Source organism: Pseudomonas sp. Lb2C2, from assembly GCF_052112205.1.
Classification (GTDB): Bacteria; Pseudomonadota; Gammaproteobacteria; order Pseudomonadales; family Pseudomonadaceae; genus Aquipseudomonas; species Aquipseudomonas kilonensis.
Genome location: NZ_JAUTYW010000004.1, coordinates 679,805 through 703,669, shown reverse-complemented (window position 1 = coordinate 703,669; position 23,865 = coordinate 679,805). Strand labels below are relative to the sequence as shown.

Below are 23,865 nucleotides of genomic sequence, written 5' to 3'. Positions count from 1 at the left end.
TCAATGGCCTCCCGTACGTCGGTTGCGCCGCGAAGACAAGCGGTCGATAAACAGATTGACCCCAATGGTCAGGGTGCCGATGGCCAGGGCTGGAATCACGATGGCCGGCGCGCCCTGGTTGAGGCCGCCGATGTTTTCCCGCACCAGCGAACCCAGGTCGGCATCCGGCGGCTGCACGCCCAGGCCGAGGAAGCTCATGCCGCTGAGCAGCAGGACGATGAAGCCGAAGCGCAAGCCCAGGTCGGTCAGCACCGGGTTGAGCATGTTCGGCAGGATTTCCACACAGGCGATGTACAGCCGGCGTTCACCACGGGTGCGGGCCACCTGCACGTATTCCAGGGCCTCGATGTTCACCGCCATGCTGCGGGCGATACGAAACGCACCCGGGGTGAAACTGAGCACCGCCGTACAAATCAACAGGGTCACCGACGAGCCGAACGCCGAAACCATGATCAGCGCGAGCATCTTGCTCGGGATCGAAATGAAGGCGTCCATCAGGCGGCTGATCAGTTCATCCAGCCACTTCGGCGAAACCACCGACAGCAGCGCGCAACCGGTGCCCAGCCCACTGGCCAGTACTGCCGCCACCAACGCCAGGCCCACCGTGAAGCGCGCGCCCACGAGAATGCGGCTGAGCATGTCGCGGCCCAAATAATCGGTGCCCAATGGATACGTGGCGCTGAAGTTGTCGAAGACGTTGTCGGAGACCACTTCCCCCACCGGGTGGGGTGCCAGCCATGGCCCGAAGATCGCCACCAGCAACCAGATCACGCACATCGCGGCGCCGATCAGGCCGAGCCAGGGGGTTTTGCGCGACACCTTGCCCAAGGCCTGTTCGGGCGCCGCAGGCGGGGATTTCACAATGAGATTGTTCATTGGTTTCTCAGCCTCGGATTGGACAGGATCGCGCACAGGTCAGCCACCAGCACCAACACCAGATAGGCCGTACAAAACAGCATGGTGCAGGCCTGGACCAACGCCATGTCGCGGTTGGTCACGGCATCGACCATCAGGCTGGCGATGCCGGGATAGTTGAAGATCGTCTCGACGATCACCACCCCGCCCAACAGGTAGGACAGGCTCAGGGCGATGGCATTGGCAATCGGCCCGATGGCATTGGGCAAGGCATGGCGCAGCACCACCCGCACCGGACTCACGCCTTTGAGGCGGGCCATTTCCACATAGGGGCTGTCGAGTTGATCGATCACCGCCGCCCGGGTCATGCGCGCCATTTGCGCGACGATGACGCAGCACAGGGTCATCACCGGCAACGCATAGGTACGCATGAATTGCAGCGGCGAAGTGATCTCGCTGGAGTAGGACAGCGCCGAAAGCCAGCCCAGGTTCACCGCGAAAATCAGCACGGCAAGGGTGGCGACCAGGAACTCCGGCACCGCCACCATCGTCAGGGTGAAGAAGCTCAGGAAGCCGTCGATGCGCCCCCCTCGCCCCATCGCCGAGCCGATGCCCAGGATCAACGCCACGGGCACCGACACCAGCGCCGTGGCCGCCGCCAGCATCAAGGTGTTGGGGACCCGGCCAGCCATCAACTCGCTGACCGGCGTGGCGTTGGAGATCGACACGCCCATGTCACCGCTGAGCAGGCTCATCAACCAGTGCAGGTAGCGCAACACACCCGGTTGGTCCAGGCCCATTTTCACCCGCAGCGCCGCCACTTGCTCAGGCGTGGCGAACTGTCCAAGGGACTGTTGCGCCGCGTCTCCCGGCAACACCGCCGTAATGGCGAACACCACCATCGATACGATCAACAGGGTCACGACCGCAGCGCCCAGGCGCCGGCCGATCAACCAAAGTGTGTTGCTATTCATCGCCCTACCCCTTGTGCCATGTCACGCCGCCAGACCACACGCATCAAGCGTCAAGCCAGACTTGCTCGGCGAACATATAGCCCATGAAACCGCCCAGCGGGTTGGTGCCATAACCTTTGACGCGCTGGTCGACGCCATCGATGTTGCTGATGAACACCGGGATGCCGATGCCGCTATGGTTATGCACCAGGGTCTGCATGTCCGCGTACATCTTGCCGCGCTTGGCTTCATCGGTTTCACCGCGAGCCTGGATCAGCAACTGGTCGAACTGCGGGTTTTTCCAGCCCGATTCGTTCCACGGCGCCGTGGACTGGAAGAACTGCGAGAACAACATGTCGGCGTTAGGCCGCGGGTTGATGTTGCCGAAGCTCAGCGGATGCTTGGCCCAGTGGTTGGACCAGTAGCCGTCGCTCGGCAGCCGATTGACGTTGAGCTTGAGCCCGGCCTCCTTGGCCGATTGCTGCAGCAGCACGGCCACGTCGACCGAACCGGTGGCGGCCGGTGAGCACATTACCGGCATGCTGATGCTTTCCATGCCGGCCTTCTTCAGCAGGAAACGAGCCTTCTCCGGATCGTAGGTCCGTTGCGGCAGGTCGGCATTGTAGAAACGGGCGCCGGGGGCGATCGGGTGGTCGTTGCCGACCCTGGCGAAACCCCGGAAGATCGCCGACTTGACCTGTTCGCGGTCCAGCAGCAGTTTCATCGCCTCGGTGAACTCCGGGCTCTGGCCGGGCATCTGGTCCTGGCGAATGATCAGGTCGGTGTAGTTACCCGACGGCGAGTCCACCACGCGATGGGTGGTGCTGTCCTTGATGCGCGTGGTCGAACGCGGGTTGACCTCGTTGATGATCTGCACGTCGCCCGACAGCAACGCGTTGACCCGTGACGGCTCGTCACCGATGCCGATGAATTCGATTTCGTCGAGGTACGGCAGGCCGGGCTTCCAGTAGTTGGTATTGCGCGCACCGATGGAACGCACCCCAGGCTTGAATTCCTTGACCTTGAACGGACCGGTGCCGATGCCCTGGTTGAAGTCGCTGGTGCCCTCGGGGACGATCAACAGGTGGGAAATGGCAAGGATCGATGGCAGCTCGGCATTCGGGCCGCTCAGGCGTATCTGCACTTCATGGGTGCCAGTGGCCTTGACCTCGGCAAACTGCTCGGCCAGCGGCAAGACCTTGGAACCGGTGATCGGGTCCTTGTGACGCATCAGGGAAAACACCACGTCGGCGGCGGTGAGGCCCTTGCCGTTGTGGAAGGTCACTTCCTTGCGCAGGGTAATCACCCAGAGCGTGGCATCGGTGGTGTCAATACGTTCGGCCAGTTCCAGTTGCGGCACCATGTGGCTGTCGAAACGCGTCAGGCCGTTGTAGAACATGTAATGGCGCACGTAGTCCGTGGACGATGAGCCTTTGGCCGGGTCCAGGGTATCGGCGGTCGAGCTGGAGATACCGGCGACCCGGATACGCCCGCCGGGCTTGCCTTTGCCGGGGCTCGCCTGTTCATCGGCAAGCAGTTTGCCGGCGGCGCCGAACAGGCTGCCGGCACCCGCCGCGGCCACACCGGCCAGCCCGAGCATCTGCAATGCATGACGGCGTGACATGCCGCGGTTGAGCCCTTCGAAAACACGCAGACTTTCTGTACCGGTGATCAACTGGTCTTTGATGCCGTTTTTAGTGTCACTCATGTCAGTTCTACCTTTCGGAAAATGATAGGGCTCGATTACGTGCGTTAATGCACCGTGGTTGAAACGCCAAACAACGCCGTGAAACTTCAGTGCAGGTAGTCCTGCAAGCGGTAATACGCGCCGACCAGCGGCAAAAACCAAGGCTTGCCGAAGTGCCCGGGAATGGCCGGCCAATCCAGTTCGCGCCAAGGGTTAGCCTCGACCTTGCCGGCCATGACCTCGGCCATGACCTGCCCCATGTGCACCGACATCTGCACGCCGTGGCCGCTGTAGCCCATGGAGTGATAAACCCCGCCATGCTGGCCGGCCCGGGGCAGGCGATCGGAGGTCATATCCACCAGGCCGCCCCAGCAATAGTCGATCCGAGTGTTCGCCAACTGCGGGAACATCTGCACCATGGCGGCTTGCAACACCTTGCCGCTCTTGGCGTCGGACACGCTGTCGGACATGGCAAACCGCGCGCGGCCGCCAAACAGCAGGCGGTTGTCCGGGGTCAGGCGAAAGTAGTTACCGATCATTCGGCTGGTGACATAGGAACGCCGGGCCGGCAGCAAGCTGTCGATCAGCGCCTGGGGCAGGACCTCGGTGGCGATCACGAAGCTGCCCACCGGCACGATCCGCCGCCGATACCAGCCCAGGCCGCCCTGCTGACAGGTACCGGTCGCCAGCAGGATCTGCGAGGCTTGCAGCGCCCCTTTGCTGGTGTTGACTCGATAACCGCCGGCACTGGCCTTCCAGTCCTGCACCGCCACGCCCTGGAAGATCAACGCACCGTGACGGGCGGCCGCTTCGGCCAGGCCGACGCCGAAACGCCCGACATGCATCTGCACACCATTGCGCTGCAACAGGCCGCCGTGAAACTGCGCCGAATTGACTTCCTCCCGCGTCTCCTGGGCCGACAGCAACTCGACCTCGGCATCGACTTCCTTGCGGATCAATTCACAGGTGCGCGCCAACCCTTCGTAGTGCATCGGCTTGGCGGCCAGCTTGAGCTTGCCGTTGCGCTTGAGGTCGCAAGCAATCTGCTCTTGCTCCACCAGCGTCACGACGCTCTGCACGGCGCTTTCATAGGCTTGGTAATACGCCCGAGCCTTGTCGGCGCCGAGGCTGGCGGTAAGCGCCGCGTAATCCTGGGCCACGCCGGTACTGCAATGCCCGCCGTTGCGCCCTGACGCCTCGCCAATCACCCTGCCCGCTTCCAGCACCGCCACGCTGGCCCCTTTCGAGGCCAGGGCCCGCGCCGCCGCCAGACCGGTGAAGCCGCCACCGACGATGGCGACATCGACCTGTCCGGGCAATCCGCCGAGCTGAGCACCGGTGAACGCCGGTGCGGTGTCGAGCCAATAGGACTCACTGCCCATGTCTAACCCCTTTCGCCTTCAAGCGTGCGTCGAGACTCAGAGCCCGACCAGCGCGGGCAACCCGCCGATGTCCGGGATCTGGTGGTAGCCAAAAGCAGCGTTGGCCGGGTGTTCATGACCGCGGGCGACGAAGGCTTTGTGCTTGATCTTCATGTCGTGGGCCGACATCAGGTCGTAGCGGAAGCTCGACGACACATGCAGGACGTCTTCCGGTCCGCAACCAAGGTTATCGAGCATGAATTCGAAGGCAGCCAGGCGCGGCTTGTAGGCCTGGGCCTGCTGGGCCGTGAAGACTTTATGGAAAGGTGCGCCGAGCTTGTCGACGTTGGACATGATCTGCTCGTCCATCGCGTTGGAAAAAATCACCAGGGGGATCTTGTCGGCGATTTTCGACAGGCCCGCCGGTACATCGGCGTGGGGGCCCCAGGTTGGCACGGCGTCGTAATAGAGCTGGCCTTCGCCACGATATTCAACGCCCCAACGCTTGCAGACCCGCATCAGGGAGGTCTTGATGATTTCATCATAGGGCCGCCAGTCACCCATCACCTGGTCCAGGCGATAAGCGGAGAAATCCTTGACGAACTGGTCCATCTGTCCGGCATCGACACGGTCGGCGAACAGCTCGCGGGTCATGGTGCCCATCTGGAAATTGGTCAACGTGCCATAGCAGTCGAAGGTGATGTACTTGGGTCGAAGAAAGCTCATGAGTGCGGTCCTGGATTGTTGTTGAAGGCTCGACGAGGCGAACGATGGCGCCTTTCGTGAGGCATCGGTGCAACGCTGCATCACGTTTTCATTACAACACCATGAGACCGTGGATAAATCGTTAAAAATACCAGCCGCTTGGTACAAACCACCGTTTTGCGGGGCTCGCTCAGCAGACTTTGCGGGATGCTCCAGGCGTGGGCGTTGTGCCCGTGTTTCTTCGGTTTGCGGGCAGTTATGGTGCGCCAAACGGCTCTGCAAAGCGTTGTTTTCGGCAGAATCTACGCTTGGCGCAGCAGCTTCAGCATCCGCGGTGAATGGGCTGCCGTCATCGCGAGCAAGCTCGCTCCCACAGGGGGATGGTGGTGGACACAGGTTCAAGGAACGACGCCGATCCTTTGTGGGAGCGGGCTTGCTCGCGAAAGCGGTGGGTCTGCTTGCAGGTGTGGTGAATGGGCTGGCGATCACGGTGGTTCAGTAGGAACAGTGCCCTATTCAGACCTTCAGTTCGGCCTCCAGGAAGCTCACCAACGCCTGCACCCGCGCGCTGCGCAGTTTGCGCGAGGGCACCAGCAGGTTGATGGGGGCGCTGTCGAATTGCCAATCGGCGAGCACCCGTACCAGGCGCCCGTCGGCGATGGCTTTGCTGACGTCCCATTGCGAACGCAGCACCAGCCCCAGGCCCTGTTCGGCCCAGCGTCGGGCCACGCTGCCATCGTTGCTCAACAAGGCAGGCTTGATCCGCAGGGTCTTGCGCCCGTGCGCATTGCGCAGGTGCCACAGGGTGACATCTTCATCGTTTTCACGAATACAGATGCAGCGGTGCTCGGCGAGTTGCTCCGGCGCTAGCGGTGTACCGTTCTGCTCCAGGTAAGCGGGGCTCGCGCACAGCCATCGGTCATTTTGCGTGAGGGGCCGGGCGACCCACTGGCTGTCGCTCAGGTGACCGATGTGAATCACCGCATCGCTGTCATGGCGGTCAGGCCAGGGCGTTTCCCGTAGATCCAGATGCAGGCATAGCTGCGGATGCAACCTGGCAAAACGGGCCAGCAGCGGCGCGAGGCGTTGGCGTCCATAGCCGAACGGTGCCGCCAGCCTGAGGGTGCCGACCAGTTGATCGTCTTGTTGCCTGAACGATTCGGGAAGCGCTTCCAGCTGTTCCAGCAACAGCGCACTCTGGCGCGAGAAACGCTCGCCGTCGGCGGTCAGGCTCAGCCGCCGGGCGTCGCGATTGGCCAAGGTCAGGCCCAGGAGCGTCTCCAGTTTGCGCAAGCGCATGGACAGTGCTGGCGGCGAGACATTGAGGGCCCTGGCAGCGGCGCTCAACGATTCGCAACGTGCCAGCGTCACGGCCATGCGCAGGTCTTCGAGGCTGATCATTCAGTTCAACTTAATGATTGATGACAGCACATTGAACCACGGCTTTACGATGACTGAGTAGAGTCGAGCCTGTCTTTCACCTGCGAGCCTCGTTCATGCCAGTCTCAATTGCTTCCCTCGATACCCCGGTCGCGCTCATCGATGTACCGCGGATGCAGCGCAATATCCAACGCATGCAACACCGCATGGACGCCTTGGGGGTGCGTTTGCGCCCGCACATCAAGACCAGCAAATGCCTGCCGGTGGTTCGGGCGCAGCTTGCAGCAGGCGCCAGCGCCATCACCGTGTCGACCCTTAAGGAAGCCGAGCATTGCTTCGCCGCCGGCATCCACGACATCTTTTATGCCGTGTCCATGGCACCCGGCAAACTGGCCCAGGCCCTGACGCTGCGGCGCAAGGGCTGCCGCTTGAGCATCTTGACCGACAGCCTGGCGGCGACGCAGGCCATCGTCGATTTCGGCAAACAGCACGACGAACGTTTCGAGGTCTGGATCGAGATCGATTGCGATGGCCATCGTTCCGGCGTGCGCGTTGAAGACGCTGCACTTGTCGACATCGCGCGACTGCTCAGCGAAGGCGGCATGCAGTTGTGCGGCGTCATGACCCACGCTGGGTCCAGCTACGAGCTCGACACGCCCCAAGCGCTGCAAGCCTTGGCCGAGCAAGAACGCCACCTCTGCGTCAGCGCCGCCCAACGCATCCGCGCAGCCGGGCTGACCTGCCCCGAGGTCAGCATCGGCTCCACCCCCACGGCACTTTCGGCGCAAAGCCTGGAAGGCGCCACTGAAGTGCGCGCCGGCGTCTATGTGTTCTTCGACCTGGTGATGCACAACATCGGTGTTTGCCAGGCGGATGAGCTGGCCTTGAGCGTACTGACCACCGTGATCGGCCATCAGCCGGACAAGGGCTGGATCATCACCGATGCCGGCTGGATGGCCATGAGTCGTGATCGGGGTACGCAGCGCCAGCAACGGGACTTCGGTTACGGGCAGGTGTGCAACGAAGCCGGCGACTGGATCGAGGGCGCACTGCTCACCAGCACCAACCAGGAGCACGGCATCGTCACCCTTTCCAGCCCCGGGGACATCGATATCACCGAGCGGTTTCCCATCGGCTGTCGCCTGCGCATCCTGCCCAACCACGCCTGCGCCACCGGGGCGCAATTCCCTGATTACCACGCCTGCGATGCGTCGGGCGTGATGCACACCTGGAGTCGTCTGCATGGCTGGTGAAATCGAGTTGATTCACACAACCCAGGCGGCCGCTGCGGGCGGACATTACGCCCAAGCGGTCTTGCACCAGGGCGTCTTGTACGTGTCCGGACAACTGCCGGTACGCGCCGATGGCAGCCACAGCGTCGACCAACCGTTCGAAGTGCAAGCCGCCATCGCCCTGGACAACCTGATGGCGATCCTCGGCGCGGCAGGCCGCAGCCCCAGCGACCTGCTGAAAGTGACGGTCTATGTCGCCGGCATCGAACACTGGCCGGCGTTCGACCGGATCTACGCCCGTTATCTCGGCGAACACCGGCCTGCGCGCGCGCTGGTGCCCGTCCCGGCCTTGCACCATGGGTACCTGATCGAAATCGAAGCGCTGGCACGTGCGCGCCCCTTCCCGACGGCATAGATAAACCTGTGGCGAGGGAGCTTGCTCCCGCTTGAGTGCGAAGCGCTCACCGCTTTTTTGGGGCCGCTGCGCGCCCCAGCGGGAGCAAGCTCCCTCGCCACTGGGGGGCTGGGCCAGGTCTTGTATTGCTATTGAACCGCTGTCGAGGATTTTCGAGGGAACATCATGAAGGCACAAAAAAGCGACGTCCTGATTATCGGTGGCGGCATCATGGGGTCGGCGTCGGCGGCGGCAACCGCTGCAAACCGGACATGATCAACCGTCGCGCCTACTTCAAGCCCGAGAGCCTGCTCAACCAGATGCAGCAGCTGAGCCGCCTGCTGCCCGGGGTGGCGAACCTCAACATTATCCGGGTGTGGAGCGGCATCGAAAGCTATACGCCAGACTCGCTGCCGATCATGGGCCCCAGCGGCAAGGTCAAGGGGTTGTTCTATGCCTTTGGTTTCTGCGGGCATGGCTTCCAGCTCGGCCCGGGCGTCGGCGACGTCATGGCCGAGCTGATCAGCACCGGCAGCACCCGCACCCTGATCAGCCCTTTTGATATTCGCAGGTTTACCGAACCGACCGCCCTGACAACGCCTCAGATGAGCACGCCCGGCACTGGCAGACTCATTTGACGCAAGCGACTGGGCGCCCTTTTTGCCCTGGACGGATGCTGCCACTTTTTTCGCGAAGTTAACCCGGCAGATACAGCAGATTCTTCTTTGCCAGGCTTGAGAACGGCATATCCCATCCGGGCCGCTTTGTTAGTTTATCGAGAAGAAAACGGCCTCAGGATCTGTCGCCGGCAGTGCTATCACCGCTCTATGGGAGCCCGTTGGATGACCACCCCCTTTTTGAACACCCCGCCCACGTCCCAGCAGTTTTATATCAATGGTGACTGGCAGTCTCCGGCATACCCGGCCACGCTGCCCGTGGTCAATCCCGCTACCGAGCAAGTCATTGCCGAGGTCGCCCGAGGGTCCGGCGAAGACGTTGACCGCGCCGTAGCCGCAGCTCGCGCAGCATTTCCCGACTGGTCGGCGACCCCGGTGGAAGCACGCGTGGCAATCCTGGGAAAGATCCATGGGCTGATCCTTGAACGCAAAGAAGAACTGGCCCAGGCGCTCTCGCTGGAAATGGGCGCGGCGATCGGCTTCGCGCGGGCCATGCAAGTGCCGCTGGCCGCCGAACACGTTCGGGTGGCCCGCGATGTGCTGTCCACTTATACCTTCCAGAAGATTGAGCATGGCACGGCCATTCAACGCGAACCCATCGGCGTCTGCGGCCTCATTACGCCGTGGAACTGGCCGCTGTACCAAATCACCGCCAAAGTCGCCCCGGCGATTGCCGCCGGTTGCACGGTGGTGTTGAAACCCAGCGAACTGTCGCCCCTGAGCGCCCTTCTCTTCGCGCAATTGGTGCATGACGCAGGCCTGCCTGCCGGCGTCTTCAACCTGGTGAATGGCAGCGGTGCCGAGGTCGGTGCGGCCATGGCGGCGCATCCCGACATCGACCTGATCTCCATCACCGGCTCGAACCGCGCGGGCGCACTGGTGGCCCAGGCCGCCGCCCCTACGGTCAAGCGCGTTACCCAAGAGTTGGGCGGCAAGTCCCCGAACGTGCTGTTGCCCGACGCCGACTTCGCCAAGGCCGTGCCGCCGGGCGTGATGTCGGCATTTCGCAACGTCGGCCAATCGTGCAGCGCGCCCACCCGAATGATCGTGCCAAGGAATCGGCTGGCGGAAGTCGAGGCATTGGCTGCCGCCACCGCCAACGCGATCAGCGTGGGCGATCCACAATCGGAAGCGACCGTGCTCGGTCCCATCGCCAACGAGGCCCAGTTCAATCGCGTGCAAGCCATGATCGAAGTGGGCATGAATGAAGGTGCCAAGCTTGTCTGCGGTGGCCCAGGACGCCCGGAGGGTCTCGAACAAGGCTTCTACACCCGCCCCACGGTTTTCTCGCAGGTCGACAGCGCCATGCGCATCGCCCAGGAAGAAATCTTCGGCCCGGTGCTGTGCATCATTGCCTATGACACGGTGGATGAAGCCGTCGCCATTGCCAACGACACCGTCTATGGGCTCGGCGCGCATGTCCAGGGCCAGGACCTTGAGCTTGCGCGCGCCGTTGCGTCACGTATCCGCGCAGGGCAAGTGCTGTTGAACTACCCGGCGTGGAACCCGATGGCACCGTTCGGTGGCTACAAGCGTTCGGGCAATGGCCGTGAGTATGGGGTTCACGGGTTCGAGGAGTATCTGGAGATCAAGGCGATTGTCGGCTTCGAATGACCGCCCTACTCCTCAGCCCGCCCCGTCCCCTCGCGATCATGTTCGTAGTGTCGGGTGAGCGGAAACGCCGGCAGCCAGGCCTCACGGCGCACGGTCCAGCTTTCGTAGGTGGGCATCAGTTGATCGGGGGCGTCCAGCGTGCCCAGGTTCACTTCGATTTCGTCGCCGGTACGGGCGAACACCGACGAGCCACAGCGAGGGCAGAAAAAGCGCCCGGCATAATCCCGTGTTTCGCCCTCGATCGTCACGGCATCCTGGGGGAACACGGCGGCCGCGTAGAACAACGCCCCGTGATGCTTGCGGCAGTCGAGGCAGTGGCAAAGGCCGACGCGATACGGGCGCCCCGAGGCCTCGATACGCACGTTGCCGCACAGGCAACCGCCGGTGAATCGATCCATGGTGGGTCTCCTCTACACATTGGGCAGTCGGGTTTCACGATACATGTCGATCAATGATAGGTGCATGTTGCGCCATCAGTTCCACGACCCAATCGATGAACACCCGCAACTTGGCGCTGATGTGCCGGTTAGGGGGATAGGCCACATACAGCGGCATCGGCTCCAGGTGCCAGTCTTCGAACAGCGGCACCAACCCGCCCTGCTCTTCATGAGGCCTGGACATGTACCTGGGCAGCCAGAGCACACCCAGCCCCGCCAAACCGGCCGCGAGGTAGGCGTTGCCGTCGTCGATGGCCAGCGCGTAGCGTCCTTTGACGTGAAGCAGCTCGCCATTACGGCGCATGGCGTAGGGCAAGGATTTGCCGGTGCGTGCCCACAGGAAGCCCACGGTGCGATGGTGCGAATCTTCCAGTTCTCGTGGATGCGCGGGCAGGCCAAACCGTGCCAGGTAACTCGGGGCGGCGAAGACGCCGAGGGCGAGGTCGCCGACGCGTCGGGCGACCAGCGACTGATCCCTCAACTCACCGCCGCGCACCACGCAATCGACGTTTTCATCGAGCATGTCGACGATGCGATCACTGACGCCCATGTCGATCTGGATGTCCGGGTATCGCGCGTAGAACGCCGGCAAGGCCGGTATCAGGATCATTGCCGCCAGCGGACTCGGCACGTCCACCCGCAGGCGCCCGCGAGGTAACGCCTGGGCGCCGGACACGCTGGTCTCGGCATCGTCCATGTCGGCCAGCAGCCGGATCACCCGCTCGTAATAAGCCGCGCCATCGGCGGTGACGTTGACCTTGCGCGTGGTGCGGTTGAGCAGTTTGACCCGCAACCGTGCTTCGAGCTGCTGCACCAGTTGGGTCACGGTGGTCTTGCTCATGTGCAGGGTTTCAGCCGCCTTGGTGAAGCTGCCCGCCTCCACGACTCGAACGAACGCTTGCATCGCATCAAAACGATCCATTTGTGCCTCGGGTATCGATCCGATTGTTTGGATTCTACAAACAGTGATCGCCAAGGTTGCTCGTTTATCGCCTGGACACAAGCCCCTAGAGTGAGTTCATCGTTTGGAACCCACTCTTTGATGGAGGTATTGATGACACAGCGCGATGTGGTTTTCCCGCCTGGACGCCAGGCACTTTATGAGCGCAATCGCTATTCGCCGGCGATTCGTTCCAATGGTTTTCTGTTCGTTTCGGGACAGGTTGGTAGCACCGAAAACGGTTCGCCAGAGCCCGACCTGGAGGCTCAGGTTCGGCTGGCATTCAACAACCTGAAGGCGATACTCGCCGCGGCCGATTGCAGCTTTGACGATGTGGTGGACGTCACAGTCTTCATGGTCGATCCCGAATCGATTTTCGAGCGGGTCTGGAGCGTCGTGCCCGAGTTCTGGGGCAGCGCGCCGCATCCGACACTGACGGCGGTGGGCGTGACGTGGCTGTATGGATTTCAGTTCGAGATCAAGGTGATTGCCAGGTTGCCTGAAACCACCCTATAGGTCAGCTTGCATCAATGTTGACTGTGCCGCCGTCATCGCGAGCAAGCTCGCTCCCACAGGGGGGGCTATGCAGGTAGAGAAATCGAAGTCACCACCGCCCAATGTGGGAGCGAGCTTGCTCGCGATAGCGGTGGGTCAGTTTGCATCAACGTTGGCTGTGCCGCCGTCATCGCGAGCAGGCTCGCTCCCACAGGGGACTTAGGATGGTGGTGTTTCGCCGACTAGCCTTTCACCGCGGCTTCAATCGCGGCAATGTCGATCTTGGTCATCGTCATCATGGCCTCGAAGGCACGCTTGGCGGCGGCTTTGTCGGGACTGGCGATCGCTTCAAGCAACACACGAGGGCTGATCTGCCATGACAAGCCCCACTTGTCCTTGCACCAGCCGCAGGCGCTCGCCTGGCCGTCGTTGTCGATGATCGCGTTCCACAAGCGGTCCGTTTCGGCCTGGTCATCGGTTGCTATCTGAAATGAAAAGGCCTCGTTGTGCTTGAACACCGGCCCGCCGTTGAGGCCGACGCAAGGGATGCCGATCACCGTGAACTCCACAGTGATCACGTCGCCCTGCTTGCCGGAAGGATAATCACCCGGGGCATGATGGATGGCGTTCACCGCACTGTCGGGAAAGGTTTTTGCGTAGAATTCTGCCGCTTCCTGGGCGGAGCCGTCGTACCAGAGACAAATCCTGTTTTTATTGTTCATTCCGGTTCTCCGAAAGGGACTGGACGATAAAGTCTAGCAGCCTGCCCGGAAACTGGAAAAAACCTGCCAACCGGTCGAGCCGAAGCGTTTTTCCAGGGCCTTGCTCGCCACCGCACTACCTTGATCTATACTGCTGCGGCGCAGCATTCATGGAGCGGACGCCGTGGCCAAGTGCAAAATCCTGATCTGGAACACCCAGCACCTGAACAACCAGGCCGGCGGCAAGATGAGCGATGCCTACCAGGAAAAACTGGCCACGCTCAAACAGGTCCTGCAACAGGACAACCCCGACATCGTCGCCCTGTTTGAAGTGGGCAGCACCGGCAATCCCAATGATCGCCTGGTCAATGACCTGAGCCAGCAATACATCCTCAAGTCATCCCTCGACCAGGACGGTGGACTGCGCAAAAGCACCACGCTGGGTTCCATGGTGTTTGTGCGCACGGACAGGGCCAACGAGTTCAAGGAACGCTACATCTTGCCGCTGGGCCCGGAAGCCAGGCGCGCCACCTTGTTACTGACCGACGATAACGGCAACACATTCGCCTTCTGCCATGCCAATGCCTCAAGAAACGCCTGGCCGCAGATACTGGGTGACATGCAGGAACTCGGATCTATCCATGAAGGCGACTTTCAACGCCTGGTATTTTTCGGCGGCGACCTCAACACTCCCTATAGCTCGGCCCCCAAGACAATCTCCGCTTACCGTGGCACAACCAGGATGAGCGCGGTGTTCCCCGAAGGCAGCGGCTTCACGCACGTCACCATCCGCTCCACAGAAACCCAGGCCAGAAAGGAATACAAGAAGCTGGACGAGGTGAGTCGCTTCTATACACCTATCGACCAATACGTCTCGAGCCTGCTGGGCAGTGACCTGGGCTACGGTAGTTTCGCCATCCCCTCACAGTTGGACTACGCCTACGTCCATGAAGGCGTCGTGGCGCGTGGATACTGCGAAGCCGCGGTGCAGATCAAGAAGTCCTTGCTGCATGATCGCCAGCTGATTCGCAATGCCGAAGGGCTCAAGGTGCAGGGGCACGATGAAGTGCTGCGTATTTTTCGCGGACAGGTGTTGCGCAGCGATCATTACCCGGTGCTCTACGACCTGCAGTATTGAACGCGACTAGACATTCGCCTCCTCTGCATGATTGACCATCCAGCGAATCATGCTCGCCAGCGGCACCCGGTAATGCCGCGCCGTACACTCGCTGGTCTTCTCGTGGCAGTACAACTCGACGTAGCGACTGAGCAGCACATGACGGCCGTCCTCGGTCAACCGCAGCTCGACTTCACGGCAATGCAACGCATCCTGGCCGAGCTGTCTTATTCGCCGTTGCAAGACCAGCGCCTGGTTATTCATCGGCAGCGGCTCCATCCTGGCACTGCGGGTTGTCCTCCACCACTGCCCCCAACTTCCCTTGCGCGACAAAATCGGCACGCCGCTGCGCCGTGGCATCGCGAAGCGCCGCGTAGTAATCCGGTTCGGTCTGCAACTCGTCGGTCAGTGGCAATGCCTCGGCACGGCCATCGACAACGCCGCCGACGGTGTTGATCGTGCCCAGGGTGTCGACGGTGCTGCTGTTGTCACCGAACGGGTCGACGGCAAAACTCAGCACTTTGCCCGTCGCGTCCCGCAGGTTGGCGCTGCCCAGCAGCGGCAGTTCCACGATGGGCCCGGGGGCGAGGTTCCAGACGCCGAAGGTCTGGCCAAAATCAGCCTTGTGACGCTCGATGCCCAGCTTGCCCGAGACGTCGATCAACCCGACGACGCCCGCGGTGGTGTTGATGACGAAACGGCCCAGGGTGTTGACCGAGCGTTGGGCGTTGCCTTGCAGCAGGTCGTTGATGAACACCTTGGGCTCGCCGAAGTTCGCCACGAAGTTGTGGACGCCGGCCTGGAACATCTCCGGCAGCTTGAGGTAACCACGGGCAACGGGGGCCAGCGCGTAGTCATCCACGGTTCGGTTGAAGGCGAAGATGCCGCGGTTGACCGGTTCTGCAGGATCATGAACGGTATAGGTCGCGCTTTCACACGACCCCGGCGTTGCTGCCGGTGTGCTGGAGCAACCGCTGGCGAGTGCCGTCAATACAACCACAACGGTGGAACGAACAAACAACGGAGCGGGCTGGGTGATCGGCATACAGGGTGATCTCGGCGAGGAATGGGATGCTGCCTAGGCCGGTCAAAAAGCCAAACACCGCCCCCCTGTGGCGAGGGAGCTTGCTCCCGCTTGAGTGCGAAGCGCTCACCGCTTTTTTGGGGCCGCTTCGCGACCCAGCGGGAGCAAGCTCCCTCGCCACAGGTTTTGTGCAGGGCTGACTCGTTTTTAACTGACTGACATCGAGGGCCATCCTGCCGCCGTTTTTTTGCCCGCAGATTTCCAGAATATTGCCCGCCGGCAACTTTATTGCCGGATTGAAATATATGACGCAGGCCCTGGATTGACCCTAGTATTCCCCCTGTATTCATTACCCTGCGTGCCCACCGTGAGCCATTTACTACTGGTGGACGATGACCTCGAAGTCCTCGCCCTCTTGCGCAAGTTCCTCGAACAACATGGCTACAGCGTGGATGTGGCCGCCGACGGCAACGCGCTGTGGCAGGCGGTGGCGCGCCGGGTGCCGGACCTCATCATCCTCGACGTCATGCTGCCGGGCGACAACGGCCTGGTGCTCTGCCAACGGCTGCGGGCCGAGCACACGGTCGGCATCATCATGCTCACCGCCATGGGCGAATTGAGCGACCGCGTCGTCGGCCTGGAGCTGGGGGCGGACGATTACCTGACCAAGCCGTTCGACGCCCGGGAGCTGTTGGCCCGGGTGCGTGCCGTGCTGCGGCGCACCGGTGAAGCCAGGGACACGCTGAACGACTCCTCCCGACCGGTCCTGGAGTTCGAAAAATGGCAGCTGGACGTCACCCGGCGCGAACTGCGCTCACCGGACAAAGTCATGATCCCGCTGTCGGCCGGAGAGTTCGAATTGCTGCTGGTGTTTGCCGAACACCCGCGCCGGGTGCTGACCCGCCAGCAGTTACTGGACCTGGCGCGCGGTGAAACCTTCGAGGCATTTGACCGCAGCATCGATGTCCAGGTCAGCCGCCTGCGGCGCAAGTTGGAGACCGACATCACGGGTACGTCGATGATCCGTACCGTGCGCAACAGCGGCTACCTGTTCAGCCCCCACGTGGTGAAGCGATGAAGCCCTCGCGCTCGGGCAATCATCAACCACGGGACACCGTGGCGCGCTGGATCGCCCTGACCACCATGATCGCCATGCTGACCTTGCTGGCCCTCAATGAGCTGTTCAGCCTGCTGGCCGGTGCCTGGGCGCGCCCTCCCCTGATGGAAACCGGCCTGATGGAAAAAGCCGCCGCCATCACCCGCATCATCGACTCCGTTGCCCCCGGACAGCGACCCGCGATTGCCCAAGCCGCCAGCGACCAGGTGTTCAACGCGCAATGGTTGCAGCGGCATGAAGAGGCGCGGTTGCCAGTGATCGACGACCCGGAGTTCAGTGAGGGCTCGGCGTTGCTGCGCCAGCAGCTGGGCCGGCCGGACGCCAGGATCGAAGCCTACGAACCGGGCGACTGGCCGGCCAATCAACCCGACGCACGCTACGCGGTGATCATCGAATTGGCCGACCATTCATGGGTGATCTTCTCCGTGCCCTCGCGCAGTTGGGGGCTGGGGGAATGGGCGCGCAACGGGATCATCATCGCGCTGATCCTGCTCTCGACATTGATCGTCGCGCTGATCGCCACTCGACATCTGGCCGCCCCGCTGGAACGTTTTGCCGAAGGTGCCCGGCGCTTTGGCGTCGACCACCAGGCGCCACCGATTCCGGTCATCGGCCCCCATGAAATCCGCCAGGCGATCCTCGCCTTCAATGCCATGCAGGCCCAGCTCAAGCACTTTCTACAGGACCGCACGCAGATGCTCGCCGCCATCTCCCATGACTTGCGCGCGCCGTTGACCCGCATGCGCCTGCGCGGGGAGTTCATCGAGGATGCCGAGCAGCAATCGCGCTTGTTCAGGGACGTGGACGAGATGCAGGCGATGGTCAATTCAGCCCTGGAATTCTTCCGCGACGATGCCCGGCTGGAACATGCCACCGCGTTCGACCTGGCCGAGTTGCTGCACACCATCGTCGATGACCTCAAGGACGCCGGCACCGAGGTCGCATTTGAAGGTGCCCAGCGCTTGGTTTATGTCGGCCGCCCCATCGGCATCAAACGCGCCTTGGTCAACCTGATCGACAACGCAATCAAATATGGCGGCGCACCGACTGTTCGACTCGAGGCCGACGCCAATCGTGTGGACATTTGCATTCTGGATCGCGGACCCGGCATCGCCGCCCAACACCTTGAGCAGGTCTTCACGCCGTTCTTTCGCATCGAAGGCTCGCGCAACAAGCACACCGGCGGCGTCGGGCTGGGCCTGTCGGCGGCCCGGGCGACGGTGCTGGAGCATGGCGGCACGCTGACCCTGAGGAATCGACGGGGTGGCGGGTTGGAGGCCAGGGTCTCGCTGCCGTTTGACTGAAGTGCCCGATGTATCGATCAGATCTAAACAATCAGCGCCTTCCTCGGTAGGATGTCCGGCCTTTGCGACCTGGACCCTGCCCCCCCGGAAGGCGCTCTTGTTTGTATCGCCCGGCTCCAAGCCACCGCTCGCGCTCACGACAGACAGGAATCGACGGAGCCAAACCAAGGAATTCACCGATGATTCTTATCATTTATGCGCACCCCTACCCCGACAAATCGCGGGTCAACCAGCAGATGCTCCAGCGAGTGTCGAACAACCCGGACGTAGTCGTACGTTCGCTCTATGAGCTTTACCCCAACTTCGATATCGACGTCGAGGCGGAACAGCGAGCGGTGGAGCAAGCAGAACTTGTCGTCCTCCAGCACCCGATGTACTGGTACAGCACACCGCCCCTGCTGAAACTGTGGATCGATAAGGTGTTCACCCACGGCTGGGCCTATGGCAAAGGCGCCACGGTCCTCAAGGACAAGGGTCTGCTGTGGGCCGTCAGCACCGGTGGCGATCACGCGCATTTTGCAATCGGCGACTACCCCGTTTTTTCGGCGCTGGCCCAACCTCTCCACGCCACGGCCATTTACTGCGGCATGCGCTGGCTGGAACCGGTGGTCGTGCATGGCGCCTATGCCGCCGACTCTGAGGCCCAACACGCACAAATCGAACACTATGGCGCTCGCCTGGCCGCCTGGAAGGAAGATTGAAATGGAGACGCACAGCCTGATTGAAATGCTGATCTATCTGGCCTCGGCGACGCTGATCGTACCGATTGCCGTTCGGTTTGGCCTGGGTCCGGTATTGGGTTACCTGCTGGCCGGGTGCATCATCGGCCCGTGGGGGCTGAAGCTGATTACCGATGTGAAGGCCATTCTGGAATTTGCTGAAATCGGCGTGGTGCTGATGCTGTTCATCATCGGCCTTGAGCTCGACCCCAAACGGCTCTGGGCCCTGCGCAAGATGGTGTTTGGTGGTGGCGCCCTGCAGATGCTCGCCTGTGGTGCTGCCATTGGCTTGTTCTGCACGGCCCTTGGCCTGAACTGGACGGCAGCGCTGCTGGTCGGCCTGACCCTGAGCCTGTCCTCCACGGCCATCGCCATGCAGGCCATGAGCGAACGCAACCTGACCGCCACCGCCGTCGGCCGCAGCAGCTTTGCCGTGCTGCTGTTCCAGGACATCGCGGCCATTCCGCTGGTGGCGATGATTCCGTTGTTGTCGGCCCACGGCGACACGCCTTCGGGCACGGCGCTGTTGCTATCGATTGGCAAAATCGTCGCCGCCATCGCCATCGTCGTGCTGTTGGGACACTACGTGACGCGACCGCTGCTGCGCTTCGCGGCACGCTCAGGCTTGCGCGAGATTTTCAGTGCCGTCGCACTTTTTCTGGTGTTCGGCTTCGGCTTTCTGTTGGAAGAAGCCGGGTTGTCTATGGCCATGGGCGCGTTCCTCGCCGGGGTGCTGCTCGCCAGCTCTGAATACCGCCATGCCCTGGAAAGCGACATTGAACCGTTCAAAGGCCTGCTGTTGGGTCTGTTCTTCATCGGTGTCGGCATGTCGATCGATTTCGGCACCCTGATCAACGCACCGCTGAAAGTCATCACCCTGACCCTGGGTTTCATCCTGATCAAGCTGCTGGTGATCAAGTTGGCGGGCCGGTTCCTCAACGTCCCCGCCGGCCAGCGCTCCTGGCAGGCGGTGTTGCTGGGCCAGGGCAGCGAGTTCGCCTTCGTGGTGTTTGGCGCGGCGACCGTGGCCGGCATCTTGACCGATCAATGGGGCAAGAGCCTGACCCTGGCGGTGGCCTTGTCCATGTGCCTGACGCCCTTGCTGATCGTGTTGCTGGATCGGTTCGAGTCCGTCGCCAAGAAAAACAAACGCGAATCCGACCTGGTCGACCAGCAGAATCCACGGGTGATCATCGCCGGGTTCGGCCGTTTCGGGCAGATCGCCGGACGTCTATTGATGTCTTGCGGCGTCGAGGTGGTGGTATTGGATCACGACCCTGACAACATCGAGACGCTGCGCAAATTCGGCGTGAAAGTCTTTTATGGCGATGCCACGCGCCTCGATCTGCTGCACGCAGCCGGCGCGGCCCAAGCGGTGGTGCTGATCAATGCGATCGACGATCGGGAAGACAACCTGACGTTGACCCGACTGGCCCAGGAGCACTTCCCCGCGTTGCAGTTGATCGTGCGGGCGCGGGACATGGGACACCTCATCATCCTTCGACAGATGGGCGTGGAGGCGGCTGAGCGGGAAACCTTCGAGAGTGCGCTGTCATTGGGTCGCAGTGCGCTGGAGCACATGGGCGTGGGGGCTTACGAAGCGCGCGAGCGGGCAGACCAGTTCCGACGGCTGAACCTCAAGATGCTGGAGGAAATCGTCGCCCAGCCGGAAGATGACCTCAAGTTCCGCCACGATGCCTACCGGCGCGCCAATGCGCTGCTCACGGACATGTTCAACGAAGACCGTGCCCGCCCCGTCGACAACTGGCAGGAACATCATCGCAACGAAACGGATAAAAGCGATGCCTAGATGCTGATACTGTTCATCGGAGGTACGGCGATCCTTGGTGGCGAGGGAGTTTACTCTCGCTGGGTTCTGTAGGAGCTGCCGAAGGCTCGGGCCGCGTTCGGACGATCTTTTGACCTTTCGCTTGGGACTCAAGTGACTGGGGAAAGATCGCAGCCTCGCTTCGCTCGACAGCTCCTACATGCGAATAGCATTGCAGCTAGATCGCTGCCTTTTAGTCTGCCCCAACCAACCCGTCCAACTCGGCCAGCATCGGCGCAGGGATCGTCAGTTCACTCGCCGTGAGATTTTCCCGCAGGTGCGCCAGGGACGATGTACCGGGAATCAGCAGGATATTCGGCACTCGTTGCAGCAACCACGCCAGGGCCACGCACAACGGCGATGCCTCCAGGCGCGCCGCCACGCTGGAAAGGGTTTCCGATTGCAGCGGTGTGAAGCCGCCCAGGGGGAAGAACGGCACATAGGCAATACCCTGCTGGCCCAGGTCAGCGATGAGTTGTTCGTCGTCGCGATGGGTCAGGTTGTAGTGGTTCTGCACACAGATCACCTGGGCAATGCCCTGGGCCTGCTTGACCTGCGCGGCCGTGACGTTGCTCAGGCCCAGGTGACGGATAAGGCCCTGGCGCTGCAGCTCGGCCAGTGTCGTGAACGACTCTTCGATGGAGTCTTCGGTGGGCGAATGCAGGTCGCCCCACACCCGCAAGTTGACCACGTCCAGGACCTCCACGCCCAGATTGCGCAGATTGTCGTGGACCGCACGGGTCAACTCGGCTGGGCTGTGGGCCGGGTTCCAGGACGCGTCGGCGCCACGAACCGCGCCGACCTTGGTGACGATGACCAGGTCCTGGGCGTAAGGGTGCAGCGCTTCGCGGATCAGCTGGTTGGTGACATGGGGCCCGTAGAAATCGGCGGTGTCGATGTGGTTGACCCCGCTCGCCACTGCTTCGCGCAGCACGGCGATGGCGGTCGCCGGATCTTTCGGCGGCCCGAAGACCTGGGGCCCCGCCAACTGCATCGCGCCGTAGCCCATGCGATTGACCGTGTGATCGCCCAGTAAGAAGCTGCCTGCCTTGCCTGCAATGTTCATCTCGTCGCCCTCGGATCAATGTGAGTGGGCCGACTATAGGCGTTGACCATTCCCTTGATAATCAGGTGCAATCAGCACGGGTTGTACGGCGGAGAGAACAATGGCGACGGATATTCAAGACTTGCTGGCCTTTGTGGCCGTGGTCAATGCGAAGGGCTTTCGTGAAGGCGCGCGGCTGAGCGGCAAGTCCGCGTCGAGCCTCAGCGATGCCGTACGCCGGATGGAAAGCCGGCTCGGTGTACGCCTGCTCAACCGCACCACCCGCAGCGTGGTCCCGACCGAGGCCGGTGCCCGGTTGATGGAACGCATCGTCCCGGCCCTGGGCGAGGTCGAGGCGGCGATGGACGTGGTCAACGACTTTCGCGACCGTCCTTCGGGCACCCTCAGGCTGAACGTGCCGGTCAGCGCCGCCCGGCTGGTGTTGCCGGCGATCATCACGCCGTTTCTGAAAAGCTACCCCGACATCCGCCTGGAAGTGGTCACCGAAGAAAGCTTCGTCGACATGCTCGCGGCCGGCTGTGACGCCGGCATTCGCTACGACGAGCGCCTGGAGCAGGACATGATCGCCATCCCTATCGGCCCACGGTTCCAGCGCTTTGCAACGGCCGCTTCACCGGCCTACCTCGACGCCAGGGGCCGGCCCGAACATCCACGGGACCTGCTTGGGCATGCCTGCCTGACGGGCAAGTTTCCCAGCGGCGCCCTGCCCCTGTGGGAATATGAACGTGACGGCGAAACGATGAGCGTCGACCCGAGCGGCCCGTTGATCGTGCGCATCGGCGGCGCGATGGACCTGGCAGTACAGGCTGCGGTGGATGGGCTGGGCATTGTCCATCTGTTCGAGGACTGGTTGCGGCCCTACCTCGACAGCGGCGCCCTCGAGCCGGTACTCGAACCCTGGTGGCAACGCTTTACCGGGCCATTCCTCTACTACCCCGGCCGCCGCTACCTGCCCTCGCCGCTGAGGGCTTTTGTGGATTTCATCAATGCACAACAGCGTGGGAGCGAGCCTGCTCGCGAAGGTGGCGGCACATTCTGCATTGATGCAAGCTGATCCACCGCTATCGCGAGCAAGCTCGCTCCCACAGGGGTCGGCTGTGTACCCAAAAATCCTGACCCGCCAAAAATCCATTGTGGAGGGTTGGTATGAGTCGCCAGCCCCCGCCTCGCCCTCCCAGGCACAACGGCTGGCCGCACGCCTGAACGGCGCGCAACCGCACCTTGAACCGACGATGACAACCCAACGTCCGATCCAGGGTGGGCTTTGATTCAGGGAGATAAAACCATGTACGTGATCATGGGCGCTACAGGCCACGTTGGCTCGACTGCGGGCCGATCAAGGTACACCTGATCCCCAGGACCTATAGGAATGCAGGAACGACGCAGCAATGGACGGTAAACTGCGGCGGTCCTTTTTCTTTTCCAGCATGAGGCTTTGCATGAGCAACCCAGATATCACGTTTATTCCAGATCCGGATGAGGACTCCATTTCCTCCGACGTCGCCGGTTTCGGCGGCCTGCTGGTTTCCACGCAGATCCCCACCCGCGCCGATGGCAGCCTGGAACTGGGCGACATCAACCTGCAGAGCGAATGCACACTGCAAGCCCTCAAGACCGCCCTGGAAGGCGCTGGCAGTTCCATGGACCGGGTCCTGCACCTGACCATCTACCTGACCGACATGGCGGATCGCGCCGCTTTCAACGAGGTCTACAAACGCTTCTTCGCCAAACCTTGGCCGGTTCGCGCCGCCGTGGGCGTGGCGGCGCTGGCGGTTGAAGGGATGAAGGTGGAAGTGACGGCGATGGCGGCGAAGGGCTGAACGAGCCCACTGCCTTGATCTTTCCCACGCAGGAGCGTGGGAACGATCGATATGTATTTTCAACCTTAAAAATCACATGGTTGCAATTTGTTCCATGAGAGGTGGCTCCAATTTCTTATCTGGAGTTGCATCAATGCCATGGTCAGTGACCTGGCCTTCGACCTGGAAGGCTCCAGGTGCCACATTATCCTGGACATCCAGCAACTGATCGAGCTGGGCGCATTGCTGGCGAACCGCGCGCTGGATAACGTCGAAGCACGCCAGTCGACATAGCGCATTCCCCTGAGCAGGAACACAGTCACAATGTGGGAGCAAGCTCGCTCCCACACTAATAACCAGGGCCATAAGGTCTCAATCCCCTCCCCCAATCCCCGCCTATACTTCTCTGCCAATCCCCACTGGGGCCTGCACTTCCAACAATAAAAAGCAGAGGTGGAAC

The 23,865-nt window shown here is 62.0% G+C and carries 23 protein-coding genes and 2 pseudogenes; 13 read left to right on the top strand and 12 right to left on the bottom strand.

The window, feature by feature from the left end; translation table 11 throughout:
- The 6 genes from Q7F16_RS15175 to Q7F16_RS15150 all read right to left on the bottom strand — a co-directional run bounded on the left by Q7F16_RS15175 (position 1) and on the right by Q7F16_RS15150 (position 6,962).
- Positions 1-876 carry an ABC transporter permease gene (locus Q7F16_RS15175; RefSeq protein ID WP_079301320.1) on the bottom strand — a complete coding sequence of 292 codons (876 nt, stop codon included), beginning with the start codon at positions 874-876 and terminating at the stop codon, positions 1-3.
- A complete protein-coding gene (locus tag Q7F16_RS15170; RefSeq protein WP_003203201.1) occupies positions 873-1,829 on the bottom strand; it encodes an ABC transporter permease in 957 nt (318 codons plus the stop codon). Before Q7F16_RS15170 ends, Q7F16_RS15175 begins: the two co-directional genes overlap by 4 nt.
- Positions 1,830-1,872: 43 nt before the next feature.
- Positions 1,873-3,516 (bottom strand): ABC transporter substrate-binding protein, encoded by a 1,644-nt coding sequence (locus Q7F16_RS15165; RefSeq protein WP_057449088.1) that lies wholly within the window; start codon positions 3,514-3,516, stop codon positions 1,873-1,875.
- An 86-nt stretch (positions 3,517-3,602) separates the two neighbouring features.
- Positions 3,603-4,877 (bottom strand): NAD(P)/FAD-dependent oxidoreductase, encoded by a 1,275-nt coding sequence (locus tag Q7F16_RS15160; protein WP_046064173.1) that lies wholly within the window; start codon positions 4,875-4,877, stop codon positions 3,603-3,605.
- A 36-nt stretch (positions 4,878-4,913) separates the two neighbouring features.
- On the bottom strand, positions 4,914-5,582 hold the full coding sequence (locus Q7F16_RS15155; RefSeq protein ID WP_003203206.1) for a haloacid dehalogenase type II: 669 nt from the start codon (positions 5,580-5,582) through the stop codon (positions 4,914-4,916).
- Positions 5,583-6,077: 495 nt separating this feature from the next.
- On the bottom strand, positions 6,078-6,962 hold the full coding sequence (locus tag Q7F16_RS15150; protein WP_409557157.1) for a LysR family transcriptional regulator: 885 nt from the start codon (positions 6,960-6,962) through the stop codon (positions 6,078-6,080).
- A gap of 95 nt (positions 6,963-7,057) precedes the next feature.
- Here Q7F16_RS15150 and Q7F16_RS15145 point away from each other — a divergent pair, with 95 nt between their 5' ends.
- The 4 genes and pseudogenes from Q7F16_RS15145 to Q7F16_RS15130 all read left to right on the top strand — a co-directional run bounded on the left by Q7F16_RS15145 (position 7,058) and on the right by Q7F16_RS15130 (position 10,858).
- Positions 7,058-8,194 (top strand): DSD1 family PLP-dependent enzyme, encoded by a 1,137-nt coding sequence (locus Q7F16_RS15145; RefSeq protein WP_409557158.1) that lies wholly within the window; start codon positions 7,058-7,060, stop codon positions 8,192-8,194.
- Positions 8,184-8,588, top strand: coding sequence for a RidA family protein (locus Q7F16_RS15140; protein WP_409557159.1), 405 nt, complete (start codon positions 8,184-8,186; stop codon positions 8,586-8,588). Before Q7F16_RS15145 ends, Q7F16_RS15140 begins: the two co-directional genes overlap by 11 nt.
- Before the next feature lie 221 nt (positions 8,589-8,809).
- A pseudogene (locus Q7F16_RS15135) lies at positions 8,810-9,205 on the top strand (NAD(P)/FAD-dependent oxidoreductase); the annotation flags it as partial.
- Positions 9,206-9,409: 204 nt separating this feature from the next.
- Entirely contained in the window at positions 9,410-10,858 is a 1,449-nt protein-coding gene (locus Q7F16_RS15130) for an aldehyde dehydrogenase family protein (protein ID WP_409557160.1), read from the top strand.
- A 5-nt stretch (positions 10,859-10,863) separates the two neighbouring features.
- Here the strand turns inward: Q7F16_RS15130 and Q7F16_RS15125 are convergent, their stop codons facing one another.
- Together Q7F16_RS15125 and Q7F16_RS15120 are read right to left on the bottom strand one after the other, a co-directional pair.
- Positions 10,864-11,256 carry a GFA family protein gene (locus Q7F16_RS15125; RefSeq protein ID WP_046064168.1) on the bottom strand — a complete coding sequence of 131 codons (393 nt, stop codon included), beginning with the start codon at positions 11,254-11,256 and terminating at the stop codon, positions 10,864-10,866.
- Between the two features lie 34 nt (positions 11,257-11,290).
- Positions 11,291-12,217 carry a LysR family transcriptional regulator gene (locus tag Q7F16_RS15120; protein ID WP_409557161.1) on the bottom strand — a complete coding sequence of 309 codons (927 nt, stop codon included), beginning with the start codon at positions 12,215-12,217 and terminating at the stop codon, positions 11,291-11,293.
- A 132-nt stretch (positions 12,218-12,349) separates the two neighbouring features.
- Here Q7F16_RS15120 and Q7F16_RS15115 point away from each other — a divergent pair, with 132 nt between their 5' ends.
- Positions 12,350-12,751, top strand: coding sequence for a RidA family protein (locus Q7F16_RS15115; RefSeq protein ID WP_014337736.1), 402 nt, complete (start codon positions 12,350-12,352; stop codon positions 12,749-12,751).
- 221 nt (positions 12,752-12,972) lie between these two features.
- On the opposite strand, the gene Q7F16_RS15110 is transcribed toward Q7F16_RS15115, so the two are convergent.
- Entirely contained in the window at positions 12,973-13,452 is a 480-nt protein-coding gene (locus tag Q7F16_RS15110) for a VOC family protein (protein WP_046064165.1), read from the bottom strand.
- Between the two features lie 163 nt (positions 13,453-13,615).
- On the opposite strand from Q7F16_RS15110, the gene Q7F16_RS15105 reads away from it, so the two are divergent.
- A complete protein-coding gene (locus Q7F16_RS15105; protein ID WP_409557162.1) occupies positions 13,616-14,569 on the top strand; it encodes an endonuclease/exonuclease/phosphatase family protein in 954 nt (317 codons plus the stop codon).
- 6 nt (positions 14,570-14,575) lie between these two features.
- Here Q7F16_RS15105 and Q7F16_RS15100 read toward each other — a convergent pair whose 3' ends face one another.
- Together Q7F16_RS15100 and Q7F16_RS15095 are read right to left on the bottom strand one after the other, a co-directional pair.
- Positions 14,576-14,812, bottom strand: a complete 237-nt coding sequence (locus Q7F16_RS15100; protein WP_409557163.1) for a hypothetical protein — start codon at positions 14,810-14,812, stop codon at positions 14,576-14,578.
- Positions 14,805-15,593, bottom strand: a complete 789-nt coding sequence (locus tag Q7F16_RS15095) for an MlaA family lipoprotein (RefSeq protein WP_409557164.1) — start codon at positions 15,591-15,593, stop codon at positions 14,805-14,807. Before Q7F16_RS15095 ends, Q7F16_RS15100 begins: the two co-directional genes overlap by 8 nt.
- Before the next feature lie 346 nt (positions 15,594-15,939).
- Between Q7F16_RS15095 and Q7F16_RS15090 the strand changes: the two genes are divergently transcribed.
- The 4 genes from Q7F16_RS15090 (at position 15,940) to kefC (ending at position 20,522) form a co-directional block, all read left to right on the top strand.
- Positions 15,940-16,650 (top strand): response regulator, encoded by a 711-nt coding sequence (locus Q7F16_RS15090; RefSeq protein WP_046064237.1) that lies wholly within the window; start codon positions 15,940-15,942, stop codon positions 16,648-16,650.
- Entirely contained in the window at positions 16,647-17,993 is a 1,347-nt protein-coding gene (locus tag Q7F16_RS15085; protein ID WP_409557165.1) for a sensor histidine kinase, read from the top strand. The genes Q7F16_RS15090 and Q7F16_RS15085 overlap by 4 nt, the downstream gene beginning before the upstream one ends.
- A gap of 179 nt (positions 17,994-18,172) precedes the next feature.
- A complete protein-coding gene (gene kefF / locus Q7F16_RS15080; RefSeq protein ID WP_409557166.1) occupies positions 18,173-18,694 on the top strand; it encodes a glutathione-regulated potassium-efflux system oxidoreductase KefF in 522 nt (173 codons plus the stop codon).
- A gap of 1 nt (position 18,695) precedes the next feature.
- Entirely contained in the window at positions 18,696-20,522 is a 1,827-nt protein-coding gene (gene kefC, locus Q7F16_RS15075; protein WP_409557167.1) for a glutathione-regulated potassium-efflux system protein KefC, read from the top strand.
- 211 nt (positions 20,523-20,733) lie between these two features.
- Here the strand turns inward: kefC and Q7F16_RS15070 are convergent, their stop codons facing one another.
- Complete coding sequence (locus Q7F16_RS15070) at positions 20,734-21,606, bottom strand: aldo/keto reductase family oxidoreductase (RefSeq protein WP_409557168.1); 873 nt, start codon at positions 21,604-21,606, stop codon at positions 20,734-20,736.
- A gap of 100 nt (positions 21,607-21,706) precedes the next feature.
- On the opposite strand from Q7F16_RS15070, the gene Q7F16_RS15065 reads away from it, so the two are divergent.
- The 3 genes and pseudogenes from Q7F16_RS15065 to Q7F16_RS15055 all read left to right on the top strand — a co-directional run.
- Positions 21,707-22,660, top strand: a complete 954-nt coding sequence (locus tag Q7F16_RS15065; RefSeq protein WP_046064157.1) for a LysR family transcriptional regulator — start codon at positions 21,707-21,709, stop codon at positions 22,658-22,660.
- Between the two features lie 385 nt (positions 22,661-23,045).
- The gene (locus tag Q7F16_RS15060) at positions 23,046-23,426 is read left to right on the top strand and encodes a RidA family protein (RefSeq protein ID WP_046064156.1); all 381 of its coding nucleotides are present in this window, start codon (positions 23,046-23,048) and stop codon (positions 23,424-23,426) included.
- 132 nt (positions 23,427-23,558) lie between these two features.
- A pseudogene (locus tag Q7F16_RS15055) lies at positions 23,559-23,699 on the top strand (DUF6124 family protein); the annotation flags it as partial.
- Between the last annotated feature and the right edge of the window lie 166 nt (positions 23,700-23,865).